Genomic DNA, 18499 nt, shown 5'->3' on the forward strand with positions numbered 1-18499 from the left:
CGTCCTACCGACCTGCCGTCGCCCGGTAGACGCGCGCCGCGGCCCGCTCCTTACGGTCGAATGCGTCCAGCTGGGGGTAGGCCGGGCAGCCGTACACGCGCTTGAACGGCGCGAACGTGTCCCACTCGGTCCGCCTCCGCATCTCTTGTGCCATGGGGTTGTGCTCACTCCAGAAGTCGCCGCCGATCAGGCGGATCACGTACTTCTCCAGGGCTTCCCGCGCCGTGGAGCGGGCGGCGTCGGCCGCCACCGACACCAGCTCGCCCTCGTAGTAGGCGTGGATGAGCCGGATGTAGGTGTCGTAACCGGTCTTGAAGAAGTTGGAATAGGTTTCGAACAGGCGGGCCTCGGACGCGGGATCGGCCAGCGCCGCCCCGATCGTCTCGGCCGCGCGGACGGCGGTGGCGGTTGCCACCAGCACGCCGCCGGAGAACATGGGGTCACCGAAACAGCCGGCGTCTCCGACCATGGCCCAGCCGGGACCGGTGACGGTGTCCGAGTGGTAGCAGTAGTCGGTTTCGACCTTGAGGTCGGTGGTGGGGCGGGTACCGGTCAGGCGCGCGGTGATCCGCGGGATCCTGGCCACGTGCTCCTCGAACGCCTTCTCGGACGTCGTCCCGCGCAGCACGTCGCGCGGCATGACGGTGCCCACGCTGATGGCGTCCTTGGACAGCGGGATCGCCCAGACCCAGCCGTCGTCGTGGGCGCCGACCTGGATGTCCCCCTCGACACCGAGGTTGTGGCTCTCGTCGAGTCCCTCGTAGTGCCGGTACACGGCCACCATGCGGAGCTTCTCGAGGGTCTTGCGGAGCCCGAAGCGGTGGGCGATCCGGCCCGCCCGACCGCTCGCGTCGACGACGTAGGCCGACCGCACCTCGTGGTCCTGGCCCTCGCGCTGGTAGCGGACGCCCACCATGCGGTCGCCGTCCATGAGCAGCTCGGTGACGTTCGCCCCGAAGAGGACCTTCGCCCCGGCTGACGCAGCCTGTTCGGTGAGCATTTTGTCGAACTTGGCGCGTTCGACCTGGAATGCACTTTGGTGCCGGCCCTCGCCCTGCTTGGTGAAGTCCGCGCGGAAGACGCCCTCGAAGAACTTCGTCTCGGTGGGGTCGATGAACTCGCCGCCGAACTTGGGGACGTACCCCTGGGCCTCCACTGCCTCGCGCAGGCCGATCTGCTCGAACAGGCCCATCATGTACGGCAGCAGGGACTCGCCTATGTGGAAGCGGGGGAACTCGTCCTTCTCGAGCAGCACCACGGAGTGTCCCTGCCGGGCGAGCACCAGGGCACTCACCGCGCCGGCAGGTCCTCCGCCGATCACAACTACGTCAGCCGTTTCTCTTTCCATCGTCGTTCTCCCTTTCGTGTTCCGACTCGTTCGAATGTCATTCGTGCTGAGCGGTGGTACGTGTGGGGGGTGGGAGTTGCGGGGATGTCAGCCGAGCGGGCCGGACAGAATGCCGGTGATCAGCATCCGGTGCTCGTCGTCATCCATGATCGTGCGCACCTGTTCGCGGCCGTCGCGGACCGTCAGGTACCGTCGCTGTTTCATGACGACCTGACCGTTCTCGAGGGTCCGACCGCACAGGACTTCTTTGTCGTCGTGTTTTTCCGGGTCCGACAGGATGCCGCGGAAGCTGTCTTCCAGTTCCTTCCAGTCGTCCCATTCCCGGGCTTTCGTGGTGAAGGTGTAGACGACGCTCCACCGGGTGACCGCTCCGCGGCGCTGCAGAGCGATCTCGGAACCCTGGTCGACCAGCCGGAACTGGCTGCCGTACTGGGACTGCACCGCGTCGGTGACCAGCAGCGGCTCCGTGTAGGAGGGGCCGGGGTAGCCGACGTCCACGAGCCATTCGTCGCCGTCCAGGGCCACGCGGTTGAACATGTGCTCCACGCCGAGCCCGAAGGTGTCCCAGCCCAGGGCGGTGCTGCCCGCGATCAGCGTGACGTCGTAGCCCAGCTCGCGGAGCAGCCTGTGGAACATCCGGTTCAGGTGGTAACACGCGCCGCCCTGCCCGTCGATGACGGTCTTCTCGAACAGGGCGTCCTCGTCGAGGTCGACGATGGCCACTCCGTCGCTGAGGTCGTAGGCGAAGCTGTTGTACGGAAGTGCCATGAGGTGGCTCTTGTGGAGCTTGCGCAACGTCGCGATGTCCACACCGGTTTCGCCCTCGCAGCCGATGCGCCGGAGGTACCTGTTCACGTCGAACATGTCATCACCTTCTTTCAGACGGAGATCGCTACGGGGTGTGCGGCCTGGTCGCCGCACATCAGCTCGTGCAGGTACCCGGCGAGCAGTCCGGGCGTCGGGTAGTCGAAGACGAGGTTCGGGGAGAGCTTCGTCTCGGTGATGTTGCGGAGCCGGTTGCGGAGTTCGATGGCGGTCAGGGAGTCGAAGCCGATCTCGAAGAGCCCCTGGTCCGCGTCGAAGTGGTACGTCGGGCTGTATCCCAGGACGGCGGCCACCTGGGCCCGTACCAGGTCCAGCAGGACCTGCGCCTGCTCGGGGGCGGTCAGTCCGGCGAGCCGTTCGGTCAGCCGGCGGGGATCCTCACCGGTGCCCGCCGCCTGTACCAGCTGCCGTCCTGCCCGTACCAGGCCGCGCAGCAGGTGCGGGACTCCCCCGCCGGCCGCGGCCTGGGTGCGCAGGGTCCGCAGGTCCAGCTTGGCCGGTACCAGTTGTGCGTGACTCGATCCGGAAGCGGCGTCGAAGAGTTCCATGCCCTCCGCCGGGGTGATCGGCAGCAGGCCGCCGCGCCGGTTCATGCGGTTCCTGGTGAGGTCGTCGATGTGTTCCGCCATGCCGTTGCTCTGCTCCCACAGGCCCCAGGCCAGTGAGAGACCCGGCAGGCCGGCGGCCCGGCGGTCGGCCATCAGCCCGTCCAGGAAGGCGTTCGCCGCCGCGTAGCTGCCGCTGCCGGCGCCCATGAAGACGGCCGAGACGGACGAGTAGACGATGAAGGCGTCGAGGTCGAGGCCGCGGGTCAGCTCGTCGAGGTGGCGTACCGCGTCGACCTTCGGCGCGAACACCCTCGCCAGGCGCTCCGGGGTCAGCATCCCGATCACGCCGTCGTCCGTGACACCGGCGGTGTGCACGACACCGGTCAGGCGGTGCTCGGCCGGCACGGAGGCCAGCAGGGCCTCGACCTGGCCGCGGTCGGACACGTCGCAGGCGACCGCGGACACGGCAGCGCCCTGTTCGGTGAGGTCGGCGACGAGTTCGGCCATGCCCTCGGCGTCGGGACCGCGGCGGCTGGCCAGCAGCAGGTGCCGGACCCCGTGCCGTGCGACCAGGTGGCGTGCCACCAGGCCGCCCAGCGAACCGGCTCCCGAGACGAGGACGGTGCCCTCCGGCCCGAACACGGCCGGAGCGTCGGGGGCTTGGTCGGCGACCCGGGCGAGCCGGGGTACGGACAGGGTCGTTCCGCGCACGGCGATCTGCGGTTCGCCGCTGGCCAGCACCGCTGCCAGCACCTGTTCCAGGTCGCCTTCGGCGGCGGGGTCGGTGTCCAGCAGGATGATCCGGTCGGGGTTCTCCGCCTGGGCGGCACGGACCAGACCCCACACCGCCGAACCGGCGGGGTCGCTGACCGCACCGTCACCGGCGGGCACCGCGCCCCGGGTCGCGACGACCAGCCGCGACTCCTCCAGCCCGGTTCCGGCCAGCCAGCACTGCACGACGTCGAGCACCCGGCAGGCGAGGCCCAGTACCGCGTCCTCATCGCCGGCGCTGGTGCCGATGGCTTCCATGACGGCCAGCGCGGGGGCCGCTGCGCCCGTTTCCACGTCGTCGGCCAGCGTCGCCACCTGTTCCGCGGTGGCCACGGCCACCCACGACGGCGAAGGCTCCGTCCGCCGGGTCAGGGGCAGTTCGTTCCACTGCACGTGGAACAGCGCGTCGGCGCCTGCCGTGGCCGCGGCCGTCTCCAGCTGCTCGGTGGACACCACGCGGCCCACGAGCGAGTCCATCGTGACGACGAGGCCGCCGGCCTCGTCCGCCGCCTGGAACGACATCGCGTCGTCCTCGTTGCGTGCGATGCGCACGCGCAGCACCGAGGCACCGGCCGCGTGCAGCTCGAGCCCGTTCCATGCGAACGGCAGCTGCAGTTCCTGGTCGTCGTCCCCGCCGTCCGCGTTGCCGTCGGCGGCCGCCGCGGCAGCGGTCAGCATGGCCGAGTGCAGGGCCGCGTCCAGCAGCGCGGGGTGGATGCCGAACCGGTCGGCTTCCTTGCGGTGGTCCTCGGGCAGGGCGACCTCGGCGAAGAGTTCCTCGCCCCGGCGCCATACCGCCTGTACGCCCTTGAACGCGGGGCCGTACCCGTACCCGACCTCGGCGAGCCGGCCGTAGCCGCTGCTGATGTCCACCTGCCGTGCGTCGGCCGGGGGCCAGGCGGCGAAGTCGAATCCGGAGCCGCTGCCGTTCGCCCGGACGGTGACGGCCAGCATGCCGGTGGCGTGCCGGGTCCACGCGTCCGCGCCGCCCTCGCCACTGGCGTCCTCACGCTGGGAGTAGACGTCCACGGTGCGCGAGCCGGTCTCACCCGGGCCGCCCACCACGACCTGGACGCGCACGCCGCCGTGCTCGGGCACCACCAGCGGCGCCTCGATGACCAGCTCTTCCAGCACACCGCACCCGGCTTCGTCACCGGCGCGCACGGCGAGCTCCACGAGCCCGGTACCCGGGACCAGCACCACGCCGCGCACGCGGTGGTCGGCGAGCCACGGGTGTGTCCGCAGCGACAGGCGGGAGGTGAAGATGAACCCGTCGGAGTGCGGCAGCTGCACCACCGCGCCGAGCATCGGGTGATCGGCCCCGGCGAGGCCCAGCGAGGCCGCGTCGGTGGGCTGCCCGGCCGGCTTGAGCCAGTAGTGCTGGTGGTCGAAGGCGTAGGTCGGCAGGTCCACGCGCCGGGAGGCCGCCCCCTGCGGCAGGACACCGCTCCAGTCCACGGCCACGCCGCGGACGAACAGCTCGGCCATCGAGGCGAGGAGCCGGCGCGGGCCGCCGTCCTCGCGCCGCAGCGAGCCCGTCACCAGGGCCTCGGTACCGGCGGCGTCGACGGTCTCGGTGATCGGCTGGACCAGCACCGGGTGGGCGCTGACCTCGACGAACACGCCGTGGCCCTGGCCCAGCAGAGCGGTCACGGCCGGGCCGAAGCCGACCTGCGCACGCAGGTTCCGGTACCAGTAGCCGGCGTCGAGTACGCCGGCGTCCTGGATCCAGGCCCCGGTGACGGTCGAGTAGAAGGGGACCTTCGGCGCCTGCGCGCCGACCCCGGCCAGTTCCTCGGCGAGCGCGTCGTGGATGTCCTCGACGTGCCGGGTGTGCGAGGCGTAGTCCACCGCGACGCGGCGTACGCGGACGCCTTCGCCCGACAGGGCCTCCAGGGCCTCGTCCAAGGCCTCGGCGTCACCGGCGATGACCACCGACGACGGGCCGTTGACGGCGGCCACCTCGACGCGGTCGGCCCACGGCTGGATCCGCGCGACCGCTTCTTCGGCGCTCAGTGCGACGGAGGCCATGCCACCGCGTCCGGCGAGCTCCGAGGCGATGACCTGGCTGCGCAGCGCGACCACGCGCGCCGCGTCCTCCAGCGAGAGGGCTCCGGCCACGCACGCGGCGGCGATCTCGCCCTGGGAGTGGCCGAGCACCGCGTCCGGCTTGACGCCCACGGACTGCCACACCGCTGCCAGGCCGACCATCACGGCGAAGCTCGCGGGCTGGAGTACGTCGACCCGCTCCATCAGCTCGGGCTCGGTGTCACCGCGCAGGACGTCGATCAGCGACCAGTCCACCCACGGCTCCAGCGCAGCCGCACACTCCGCGATGCGCTCCGCGAAGACCGGCGAAGAGTCGAGGAGTTCACGACCCATGCCCGCCCACTGGGAGCCCTGGCCCGGGAACACCCACACGACCTTGCCCGGCGTACCCGAACCGGTGGCGCCGGATACGACGCCGGGCGCGTCCTCGCCCCGGGCCAGCGCTTCCAGCCCGGCCAGGGCCTCCTGGTCGGAGTCGGCGACGATGACCGCGCGCTCGCCGAAGACGGCACGGCCCGATACCAGCGCCCCCGCCATGTCCGCCAGGGACACCTCGTCGGTGTCCTCGAGGAACGCCGCCAGCCGGCCGGCCTGACCGGCCAGGGACGCGGCGCTGCGCGCCGACACCACCAGCGGGACGACACCCGAAGGCGCCGGCTCCGCCGTCGCGGACTCCGCCTCCTGCGGGGCCTCCTCCAGGATCAGGTGCGCGTTCGTTCCGCTGATACCGAACGAGGAGACACCGGCCCGGCGCGGGCGGCCGTTCCGCGGCCATTCCCGGGCCTCGGTCAGCAGTTCCACCGCGCCCGCCGACCAGTCGACCTGACTCGTCGGCTCGTCCACGTGCAGCGTCGGGGGCATGACGCCGTGGCGCAGCGCCTGCACCATCTTGATCACGCTGGCCACACCGGCCGCGGCCTGCGAGTGACCGATGTTCGACTTCAACGAGCCCAGCCAGAGCGGCTGCTCCGGGTCCCGGTCCCGCCCGTACGTGGCGAGCAGCGCCTGCGCCTCGATCGGGTCGCCCAGGGCCGTACCCGTGCCGTGGCCCTCGACCACGTCCACATCGGCCGGGGTGAGGCCCGCGCTGTCCAGCGCCCGGCGGATCACCCGCTGCTGCGACGGGCCGTTCGGGGCGGTCAGGCCGTTCGACGCGCCGTCCTGGTTGACGGCGCTGCCCCGCAGCACCGCCAGGACGCGGTGGCCGCGCTCGCGCGCCACCGACAGGCGTTCCAGCGCCACGATGCCGACGCCCTCGGCCCAGCCGGTGCCGTCGGCGCCGTCGGCGTAGGACTTGCAGCGCCCGTCAGCGGCCAGGCCGCGCTGGCGGGAGAACTCCACGAAGGTGCCGGGGGACGCCATGACCGTCGCGCCGCCGGCGAGCGCCATGGAGCATTCGCCCTGCCGCAGTGCCTGCGCCGCGAGGTGCATGGCCACGAGCGAGGAGGAACAGGCGGTGTCGATGGTGACGGCCGGGCCTTCGAAACCGAAGACGTACGAGACGCGGCCGGATGCCACGCTTGCCGCGGACGCCGTCGCCGCGAAGCCCTCCAGCTCCGGCGCCTCGCCGGCGCCGGCCCCGTAGCCCTGGCTGGAGACACCGGAGAACACTCCGACGTCGGTGCCCTTCAGCGTGGCCGGGTCGATCCCGGCCTGCTCCATGGCCTCCCAGGAGGCCTCCAGCAGCACGCGCTGCTGGGGGTCCATGGCGAGGGCCTCACGCGGCGAGATCCCGAAGAACGCCGGGTCGAAGAGCCCCGCTCCCTCCAGGAAGCCGCCCTGACTGGTGTACGAGGTACCCGAGCTGTCGGGGTCGGAGTCGAACAGGCCGTCCAGGTCCCAGCCGCGGTCGTCGGGGAAGGACGACATGCCCTCACGGCCTTCGGACACCAGCTGCCACAGGCCGTCGGGATCCGTCACTCCGCCCGGCAGGCGGCACGCCATGCCGACGATCGCGATGGGTTCTTCGGGGTCCGCGACGGCGGCCGTGGCCGGGGCGGGGGTGCTCGCCACCGTGTCGCCGAGCTCGTCCCGCAGGTAGCGGGCGAGCGCGAGCGGGGTCGGGTAGTCGAAGACGAGGGTGGCGGGAAGCTTGAGACCGGTCTCCTCGCGGAGCCGGTTGCGCAGTTCCACCGAGATGAGCGAGTCGAACCCGGCGTCCTTGAACGCCGTTTCCGCTCCGACACCGCCGGGCCCGGTGTGCCCGAGCACGAGCGCGACCTGGGCACGCACCAGGTCGAGGAGCAGTGCCTCCTGCTCTGCCGCGCCGAGCCCGGCCAGGCGGCGGACCAGCCCGCCGTCCCCGGCGGACGCCGTCCGCGCGAGCTGCCGGCCCACTCGTACCAGGCCGCGCATCAGGGGCGGGACGCCGGCACCGGCCGCCGCGTCGGCCCGTACGCTGCGCAGGTCCAGCTTGACCGGCACCACCAGCGCCTGGCCGGACGCCACAGCGGCATCGAACAGGTCCATGCCCTCGGTGGCGGAGATCGCCTGCACACCACCGCGGCTCATACGGGCCTGGTCGGCTCCGCTGAGGTGGGCGGTCATGCCGTTGATCTGCTCCCACAGGCCCCAGGCCAGCGAGAGACCCGGCAGCCCGGCAGCCCGGCGGCCGGCCACCAGGCCGTCGAGGAAGGCGTTCGCGGCGCCGTAGTTGCCCTGGCCGGCGGATCCGAACACGCCCGAGGCGGACGAGAACACGACGAACGCGTCGAGGTCCAGGCCACGGGTCAGCTCGTCCAGGTGCCGTACGGCGTCCACCTTCGGAGCGAACACCTTCGCCAGCCGCTCGGGCGTCTGCGCGGCGATCACACCGTCGTCCAGCACACCGGCGGTGTGCACGACTCCGGTCAGGGGCTGCTCGGCCGGGACCGAGGCCAGCAGAGCCTCGACCTGGGCGCGATCGGACACGTCACAGGCCGCCACCGACACGGCGGCACCCTGCCCGGTCAGCTCGGCGACCAGGTTCTCCATGCCCTCGGCGTCCGCACCGCGACGGCTGGCCAGCACCAGGCTGCGTACGCCGTGCCGCGAGACCAGGTGCCGGGCGACGAGCGCACCCAGCGAGCCGGCGCCCGTGACCAGGACCGTGCCGTCCGGTCCGAAGACCGCCGGGACCTCGGACGCCTGAGCGGCGGTGCGGGCGAGCCGGGGGACGGTGAGGGCCGCTGCGCGCACCGCCACCTGCGGCTCGTCGCAGGCCAGTACCGCGCCCAGAACGGTTTCGATGCCGTCGGCGCAGGCCGGGTCGGCGTCGGCCAGGACGATCCGGTCGGGGTTCTCGGCCTGCGCGGCACGCACCAGACCCCACACCGCCGAACCGGCCGGGTCGCTCACCGCGCCGTCACCGGCGGGCACCGCACCGCGGGTCACCACGACCAGCCGCGACTCCTCCAGCCCCGAGGCGGACAGCCATGCCTGGACCACACCCAACACGCGGGAGGACAGGGCCAGTACGGCGTCTTCGCCGTCGCCGCCGACCGCGTCCAGCAGCGCCACCGCCGGGGCTTCCGCGCTGTCGGCGAGAGCCTCCACGTCGGCGGCGGTGGTCACCGTCACCCACGACGGCGACTCCTGCACGCCCTGCGCCGCGGCCGGCTCGGTCCATTCCACCTGGAACAGCGAGTTGGCGGTCGCGGTGTCCGCCGCCGTCTCCAACTGCTCGGTGGACACCGGCCGGGACACCAGCGAGTCCAGCGTGACGACCAGGCCGCCGGCCTCGTCGGCCGCGACCAGCGAGACGGCGCCGGGACCGCCGGGCGCCATGCGCACCCGCAGTGCCGTGGCACCCGCGGCGTGCAGTTCCAGCCCGTTCCACGCGAAGGGCAGGACCGGCTTCCCGGCGTCCTCGGCCGCCGTGGCGGTTGCCGCGCCGAACATGCCGGTGTGCAGGGCCGCGTCCAGCAGCGCCGGGTGGAGGCCGTAGCGGGCGGCGTCCTTGCGCTGCTCCTCGGGCAGGGCCGCCTCGGCGAAGAGTTCCTCGCCGCGCCGCCACACCGCCCGCAGGCCCTGGAAGACCGGGCCGTAGCCGTAGCCGCTCTCGACCAGGCCGGCATAGAAGTCCCCGACCTCGACCGGCTGGGCACCCGGCGGGGGCCAGGCGGTGAAGTCGAATCCGGCGGCGCTGCCGCCGGCCTGACCGGTGGCGGACAGCATGCCGGTGGCGTGCCGCGCCCACACGTCCTCGCCGGCCTCGCCGGCGACGTCCTCGCGCTGGGAGTACACGTCGACGGTGCGCGAGCCGTTCGCACCCGCGGCGCCGACCGCGACCAGTACCCGTACGCCGCCCTGCTCGGGCACCACCAGCGGCGCCTCGATCACCAGCTCTTCCAGGACACCGCATCCGACCTCGTCGCCGGCGCGCACGGCCAGCTCCACCAGCCCGGTGCCCGCGACGAGCACCACGCCGCCGACCCTGTGGTCGGCCAGCCAGGGGTGCGTGCGCAGCGACAGGCGGGAGGTGAACACCAGCCCGTCGGACTGCGGCAGGCGCACCACCGCGCCCAGCAGCGGGTGGTCGGCGGTGGCCTGCCCCAGCGACGCGGCGTCGGTGGCCTGCGCGGCCGGCTCGAGCCAGTAGTGCCGGTGGTCGAAGGCATAGGTCGGCAGGTCCGCCCACGCGGGTCCCGCCGCCTGCGGCAGTACGCCGCTCCAGTCCACGGCCACGCCGCGGACGAACAGCTCGGCCATGGAGGCCAGCAGCGTCTGCTCCCCCGGGCGGCCGTCGCGCAGGGCGGCGATGCAGGTGACGTCGGTGTCCGCGGCGCCGGCCGTCTCCTCCACGAGGCCGGTGAGGGCCGCGCCGGGGCCCATCTCCACGAACAGGGTGCCGCCGTACTCGACGGCGGCGGCGATCCCTTCGGCGAACCGCACGGGCCGGCGCACGTGTCCGGCCCAGTACTGCGGGTCGGCGAGCTCACCGGGCGCGGCCAGCCGCCCGGTCACGTTGGAGACCACCGGAATGACCGGCGTCTGCCAGGCGACGTCGGCCAGCTCGGCGGCGAACTCGGCGAGCATCGGCTCCATCCGCAGCGAATGGAACGCGTGCGAGACCGCCAGCCGCTTCGTCTTGTGTCCGCGCTCCCGCATCCGGTCGGCGGCGGCGAGGACCACCTCCTCCTCACCGGAGAGCACGACGGAGGACGGGCCGTTGACCGCCGCGATCTCCACGCCCTCACCGAGCAGCCCGGCGACTTCTTCCTCGGTGGCCGCCACCGCGACCATCGCCCCGCCCGGCGGCAGCGCCTGCATCAGCCGGCCGCGGGCCGCGACCACGCGCGCCGCGTCCTGGAGCGACAGCGCGCCCGCCGCGTAGGCCGCGGTGATCTCGCCGATCGAGTGCCCGATGACGACGTCGGGCCGCACACCCCAGGACTCGACCAGCCGGAACAGGGCGCTCTCCACGGCGAAGAGGCCCGCCTGCGTGAACACCGTCTGGTTGAGGAGTTCGGCGCTGCCGTTCACCTTGCCCAGGACCACGTCCCGTACCGGGTGGTCGATCCACCCGGCCAGATGCGCGTCCAGCTGCTCACACGCCTCGTCGAACGCCTTCGCGAACACCGGGTACCGGTCGTACAGCTCCTGGCCCATGCCCACGCGCTGCGAGCCCTGGCCGGGGAACACCCACACGACCTTGCCCGGCGCCGCCGAGCCGGCCGCGCTGCCGGTCACCACGCCGGGCGCGTTCTCGCCGCGCTCCAGCGCCCGCAGCCCGTACAGGGCCTCCTCGTCCGAACCGGCGAGGACCACCGCGCGTTCACCCAGCAGCGCACGGCCCGACAGCAGCGCCCCGCCGAGGCCCGCCAGGGACACCCCGCCGGCGGCGGATTCCACGTACGACGCCAGGCGTCCGGCCTGACCCGCGAGCGAACCGGCGCTGCGCGCCGACACCACCAGCGGTACGACCCCGGCGGGAGCCTGCTCTTCGGAGGCGGGCTCCGACTCCTCGGCCGGGGCTTCCTCCAGGATCACGTGCGCGTTCGTGCCGCTGACGCCGAACGAGGACACGCCGGCGCGGCGCGGGCGGCCGCTGTCCGGCCACTCCCGGGCCTCGGTCAGCAGCTCCACCGCGCCCTCGGACCAGTCCACCTGGGTGGTGGGCTTCTCCACGTGCAGTGTGGGCGGCATGACGCCGTGCCGTATCGCCTGCACCATCTTGATCACGCCGGCCACGCCCGCGGCGGCCTGCGTGTGACCGATGTTCGACTTCAGGGAGCCCAGCCACAGCGGCCGCTCCGGCTCCCGGCCCTGGCCGTACGTCGCGAGCAGCGCCTGCGCCTCGATGGGGTCGCCGAGGGCCGTACCGGTGCCGTGGGCCTCGACGATGTCGACGTCCGCCGGGACCAGTCCGGCGTTGGCCAGCGCCTTGCGGATGACGCGCTGCTGCGAGGGACCGTTCGGGGCGGTCAGGCCGTTGGAGGCGCCGTCCTGGTTGACGGCGCTGCTCCGCAGTACGGCCAGCACCTGGTGGCCGCGCTCGCGCGCCACGGACAGCCGCTCGAGGACGACCACGCCGACGCCTTCGGCCCAGCCGGTGCCGTCCGCGCCGTCCGCGAACGCCCTGCAGCGTCCGTCGCCGGCCAGCACCCGCTGCCGGGAGAAGGCCACGAAGGTGCCGGGCGTGGCCATCACCGTCGCGCCGCCGGCGAGCGCCATGGAGCACTCGCCCTGCCGCAGTGCCTGCGCGGCGAGGTGCATCGTCACCAGCGAGGAGGAACAGGCGGTGTCGACGGTGACGGCCGGGCCTTCCAGGCCCAGTACGTACGACACGCGGCCCGAGGCCACGCTCGATGCTCCGCCGGTGCCCGCGAAGCCCTCCAGCTCCGGCGGAATGGCACCGACGCCGGCCCCGTAGCCCTGGGTGAACACCCCGGAGAACACTCCGACGTCGGTGCCCTTCAGGGAGACGGGGTCGATGCCGGCGCCTTCCAGCGCCTCCCAGGAGGTTTCCAGCAGCAGCCGCTGCTGCGGATCCATCACGATCGCTTCGCGCGGCGAGATCCCGAAGAACCCCGCGTCGAACAGCCCCGCACCCTGAAGGAATCCGCCCTGATCGGTGGAGGACGTACCCGCGTGGTCGGGGTCCGGGTCGAACAGCCCCTCCAGGTCCCAGCCACGGTCTTCGGGGAAGGACGACATCGCGTCGCGGCCCTCGGACACCAAGCGCCACAAGTCCTCCGGCCCCGTCACGCCGCCCGGGAACCGGCACGCCATGCCGACGATCGCGATCGGCTCGTCAGCGTGGCGCGAGCCCTGCTGACGCAGGGTGTGCAACTCGGTCGTGACGCGCTTGAGGTACTTGAGGAGTTTTTCGTCCGTGGCCATTCTTTAGTCCTTACGAAGGTTTGATGGAACCGCAAAGCATTGAACTGGTTTCAGATGAGCCCGAATTCACCGTCGATGAAGTCGAAGATTTCATCGGCGGACGCGGATTCCAGTTGCTCCGCCACCGTGGAGGCGTCCGTCGCCTCGAGCACTCCGTTGCACCTAGCCACCAAACCCTGAAGGCGAAGGGCGATACTAGATTTCTGGTCGAGGGGCAGACCAGTGATCAGCGCCTCGACGTCCTCGATCTTCGCGGTCACGCGGGAAAGCACGTCGTCGCTGGTCCCGAGCTCGTCGCGGAGGTAGCGGGCGATGGTCAGCGGGGTGGGGTAGTCGAAGACCAGCGTGGCCGGAAGCTTCAGACCGGTCGCCTCCCGCAGCCGGTTGCGCAGTTCCACCGAGGTGAGCGAGTCGAACCCGGCGTCCTTGAACGCCATGTCCGCCCGGACGCTTTCCGCTCCGGCGTGCCCGAGCACGACCGCGACCTGGGAACGCACCAGATCGAGGAGCAGTTCTTCCTGTTCTGCGGCGCCGAGCCCGGCCAGGCGATCGGCCAGCCCGCCGTCCGTGGCGGACGCCGCGCGGGCCACCTGCCGGCCGGCCCGTACCAGGCCCCGCATCAGGTGCGGGACTCCCGCACCGGCCGCGGCCTGGGTGCGCAGCGTCCGCAGGTCCAGGTTGACCGGCACCAGCAGCGTCTGCCCGGACCGGGCGGCGGCATCGAACAGTTCCATGCCCTCCGCCGCGGTCATCGCGAGGACGCCACCGCGGCTCGCGCGCGCCTGGTCGGCTCCGCCCAGGTGGGCGGTCATGCCGGTGGCCTGCTCCCACAGGCCCCAGGCCAGCGACTGGCCGGGCAGGCCGGCCGCGCGGCGGACGGCCATCAGTCCGTCGAGGTAGGCGTTGGCGGCGCCGTAGTTGCCCTGGCCGGCGGATCCGAAGACGCCCGAGGCGGACGAGAACACGACGAACGCGTCGAGGTCCAGGCCGCGGGTCAGCTCGTCCAGGTGCCGTACGGCGTCCACCTTCGGAGCGAACACCTTTGCCAGCCGCTCGGGCGTCTGCGCGGCGATCACACCGTCGTCCAGCACACCGGCGGTGTGCACGACTCCGGTCAGGGGCTGCTCGGCCGGGATCGAAGCCAGCAGGGCCTGGACCTGGGCGCGGTCGGACACGTCACAGGCCACCGCCGACACGGCGGCACCGTGCTCGGTCAGCTCGGCGACCAGGTTCTCCATACCGTCGGCACCGGGGCCCTTGCGGCTGGCCAGTACGAGGCTCCGTACGCCGTGCCGGGTGACGAGGTGGCGGGCCACGAGGGCGCCCAGGGCGCCGGCGCCGGAGACCAGCACGGTCCCTTCCGGCCCGAACACCGCCCGTCCGTCGGCAACCTCGCCGCCGGCGCCGGCCCGGACGAGCCGGGGGACGGTGAGGGCCGCGGCGCGTACCGCCACGTGCGGTTCGCCGCAGGCCAGCACCTCGCCCAGAACCGCTTCCGCTCCTTCACCGGAGGCCGGGTCGGTGTCGATGAGGATGATCCGGTCCGGGTTCTCGGCCTGCGCGGCGCGGACGAGACCCCACACCGCCGATCCTGCCGGGTCGGTCACGGTGCCGTCGCCGGCGGGGACGGCGCCCCGGGTCGCCACGACCAGCTGCGACTCCTCCAGCCCGCTCGCGGACAGCCAGGCCTGGACCACCCCCAACACGCGGGAGGTCAGCGCCAGTACGGCGTTCTCGTCGTCGGCGCTGCCCACGGCCTCCAGGAGCGCCGCCGTGGGCACCACGCTTTCGGCGAGGGCCGCCACGTCGTCGGCCGTGGCCACCGGCACCCACCACGGGGCATCCTGCGCCCCCTCGACCGGGGGCAGCCCGGTCCACTCGACTCCGAACAGGGAGTCGGCGAGCTTCGCGTCCGCTGCCGTCTCCAACTGGCCTGCGGCGACTGGCCGGGAGACCACCGAGTCCGCCGTCAGGACGAGCCCGCCCGTCGGGTCGGCGGCCTCCACCGACACCGCGTCCGGACCCACCGGAGCCAGCCGCACCCGCAGCGCCGAAGCACCCACGGCATGCAGCACCAGCCCGCTCCAGTCCAACGGCAGCCGCACCGACTCCGCGATCGCGTCGGAGTCCGTCCCCGCGTGCAGGGCCGCATCCAGCAGCGCCGGATGGACACCGAACTTCCCGGCCTCCTTGCGCTGCTCCTCGGACAGCGCGACCTCGGCGAAGACCTCCTCGCCGCGGCGCCACACCGCCCGCACACCCTGGAACGCCGGACCGTAGCCGTAACCGGCCTCGGCCAGACCGGCGTAGAACTCCCCGACCTCAACCGGCTGCGCACCGGCCGGCGGCCAGGCAGCGAAGTCGAACCCGGAACCACCCGTGTCACCGGACGACTCCGACAGCACACCCGTCGCATGCCGCGTCCACACGTCCCCGCCGGCCGCGTCCTCACGCAGCGAGTACACCTCCACCGTGCGCGATCCGGACTCACCCGGACCACCCACCGCGACCTGGACCCGCACACCACCCTGCTCCGGCACCACCAACGGCGCCTCGACCACCAGCTCTTCGAGGAAGCCATGGCCGAACTCATCACCGGCGCGCACCGCGAGGTCGGCGTACACCGCACCGGGGACGACGACAGCACCGCCGATCGCGTGATCGGCGAGCCAGGGGTGCGTGCGCAGCGAGAGCCGCGAGGTGAAGACCAGCCCGTCGGACTGCGGCAGTTGCACCGCCGCGCCCAGCAGCGGGTGGTCGGCCGCGGCCAGTCCGAGCGAGGCGGCGTCGGTGGCGGATTCGCCCGGCTTGAGCCAGTAGTGCTGGTGGTCGAAGGCGTAGGTCGGCAGGTCCACGCGCGCCGATGCCTGCGGCCGTACGTGGTTCCAGTCGAGCGCGATGCCCCGGACGAACAGCTCGGCCATCGAGGCCAGCAGCCGTCGCAGACCGCCGTCCTCACGCCGCAGCGAACCGGTCACCACCGCATCCGTCTCGGTGGCGTCGGCGGTCTCGGTGATCGGCTGGACCAGCACCGGGTGGGCACTGACCTCCACGAATACGCCGTGGCCCTGCCGCATCAGGTCGGCGACGGCGGGGCCGAAGCCCACCTGGCCGCGCAGGTTGCGGTACCAGTAGCCGCCGTCGAGCACGCCGGCGTCCTCGATCCACGTGCCGGTGACGGTCGAGTAGAACGGCAGCTTCGGCGCCAGAGCAGTCACTCCGGCCAGGGTCTCGGCGAGCGCCTCGCGGATGTCCTCGACGTGCCAGGTGTGGGAGGCGTAGTCCACGGCGACGCGGCGTACGCGGACACCGTCGCCGGACAGGGCCTCCAGGGCCTCGTCCAGCGCCTCGGCGTCACCGGCGATGACCACGGACGACGGCCCGTTGACCGCGGCCACCTCGACGCGGTCGGCCCACGGCTGGATCCGCGCGACCGCTTCGGCCTCGTCGAGTGCGACCGAGGCCATACCGCCGCGCCCGGCCAGGTCCTTGGCGATGGCCTGGCTGCGCAGCGCGACCACGCGCGCCGCGTCCTCCAGCGAGAGGGCTCCGGCCACGCACGCGGCGGCGATCTCGCCCTGCGAGTGACCCAGCACCGCGTCCGGCTTGACGCCCACGGACTGCCACACCGCTGCCAGGCCGACCATCACGGCGAAGCTCGCCGGCTGGAGTACGTCGACCCGCTCCATCAGCTCGGGCTCGGTCTCACCGCGCAGCACCGCCATCAGCGACCAGTCGATCCACGGCTCCAGCGCAGCCGCACACTCCGCGATGCGCTCCGCGAAGACCGGGGAAGAGTCGAGGAGTTCACGGCCCATGCCCGCCCACTGGGAGCCCTGGCCCGGGAACACCCACACGACCTTGCCCGGGGAACCGGCACTGCCGGACACCACACCAGGCGCGTCCTCGCCGCGGGCCAGCGCCCGCAGCCCGTACAGGGCCTCGTCACGCGAACCGGCGACGACCACCGCGCGGTCACCGAAGACCGCGCGCTCCGACACCAGCGCCCCGGCCACGTCCGCGAGGGAGACGCCCTCGGCGCCTTCGAGGAACTCCGCCAGCCGCTCCGCCTGGCCGGCGAGGGAACCGGCGCTGCGCGCCGACACCACCAACGGCAGCTCTCCGGTGTGGGCCTGGGGCTGCTCCGCCTCTTCGGTGTCCGTCACCGGCTCCTCGGGTGCCTCTTCGAGGATGAGGTGCGCGTTCGTTCCGCTGATGCCGAACGAGGAGACGCCGGCCCGGCGCGGGCGGTCGCCGCGCGGCCATTCCCGGGCCTCGGTCAGCAGCTCGATCGCGCCCTCGGACCAGTCCACCTTCGTCGACGGCTCGTCCACGTGCAGGGTCGCCGGGAGCACCCCGTGCCGCAGCGCCTGCACCATCTTGATCACACCGGCCACACCGGCAGCCGCTTGCGTGTGGCCGAGGTTCGACTTCGAGGAACCCAGCCACAGCGGGTTCTGGGGGTCCCGGTCACGTCCGTACGTGGCGAGCAGCGCCTGCGCCTCGATGGGGTCGCCCAGGGTCGTACCGGTGCCGTGGCCCTCCACCGCGTCCACGTCGGACGGCGAAAGCCCGGCGTTGGCCAGTGCCTTGCGGATCACCCGCTGCTGCGAGGGCCCGTTCGGGGCGGTCAGGCCGTTGGAGGCGCCGTCCTGGTTCAGGGCGCTGCCGCGCATCACGGCCAGGACCCGGTGGCCGCGTTCCCGCGCCACCGACAGCCGCTCCAGCAGCACCACGCCGACGCCTTCGGACAGCCCCATGCCGTCCGCGCCGTCCGCGTACGCCTTGCACCGTCCGTCGCCGGCGAGGCCGCGCTGCCGGGAGAACGCCATGAAGGTGCCGGGTGTGGCCATCACCATCACACCGCCGGCCAGCGCCAGCGAGCAGTCGCCCTGCCGCAGCGCCTGCGCGGCGAGGTGCATCGCGACCAGCGACGAAGAACATCCGGTGTCCACCGACACCGCAGGACCCTCGAAACCGAATACGTACGAGACGCGGCCGGACGCCACGCTCGACGCCGTGGCCGCGCCCGCGAAGGCCTCCAGCTCCGGCGCGACCGCACCGCCGCCGGTTCCGTATCCCTGGTTGGACACGCCGGAGAACACTCCGACGTCGCTGCCCTTCAGGGAGGTGGGGTCGATTCCGGCGCCTTCCAGCGCCTCCCAGGAGGTCTCCAGCAGCAGCCGCTGCTGGGGGTCCATGGCGAGGGCCTCACGCGGCGAGATCCCGAAGAACCCGGCGTCGAAGAGGCCCGCCTCGTGGACGAATCCGCCCTGGCTGGTGTAGGAGGTGCCGGCGCTGTCGGGGTCCGGGTCGATCAGCGCCTCCAGGTCCCAGTGACGGTTGTCGGGGAACTCGGAGACGGTGTCGCGTCCGTCGACCACCAGCTTCCACAGGTCCTCGGGCGAGGACACACCACCGGGGTACCGGCACGCCATGGAGACGATGGCGATGGGCTCCCGCGCCTGGTCCTCGACCTCGCGCAGCCGCTTGCGGGCATCGCGGGCGTCGGCGATGGCCCTCTTGAGGTAGTCGCGGAGTTGTACCTCGTCAGCCACTGAATTCAGCTCCCAGGAAATCGATGTGTGCGTTGCTGTGGGTGGTGGTGGTCCCGCACCGTCCTGCGGGCCGTACG

General features: G+C 72.6%; 3 protein-coding genes and 1 pseudogene. All 4 read right to left on the minus strand.

All coding sequences use genetic code 11. The annotated features are described in order from the left end of the window. Positions 1 to 4: 4 nt before the first annotated feature. Positions 5 to 1348: an NAD(P)/FAD-dependent oxidoreductase gene (locus ACZ6I1_RS14870; RefSeq protein ID WP_469287125.1), complete on the minus strand. Its 1344-nt coding sequence runs from the start codon at positions 1346 to 1348 to the stop codon at positions 5 to 7. Positions 1349 to 1435: 87 nt separating this feature from the next. Then, positions 1436 to 2212, minus strand: coding sequence for an arylamine N-acetyltransferase (locus ACZ6I1_RS14875; protein ID WP_469287127.1), 777 nt, complete (start codon positions 2210 to 2212; stop codon positions 1436 to 1438). 14 nt (positions 2213 to 2226) lie between these two features. Beyond that, on the minus strand, positions 2227 to 12864 hold the full coding sequence (locus ACZ6I1_RS14880) for a type I polyketide synthase (RefSeq protein ID WP_469287129.1): 10638 nt from the start codon (positions 12862 to 12864) through the stop codon (positions 2227 to 2229). Positions 12865 to 12914: 50 nt separating this feature from the next. Then, positions 12915 to 18413: pseudogene (locus ACZ6I1_RS14885) on the minus strand (type I polyketide synthase); the annotation flags it as partial. Positions 18414 to 18499 lie beyond the last annotated feature (86 nt).

This window comes from Streptomyces sp. NPDC046303, from assembly GCF_055588085.1.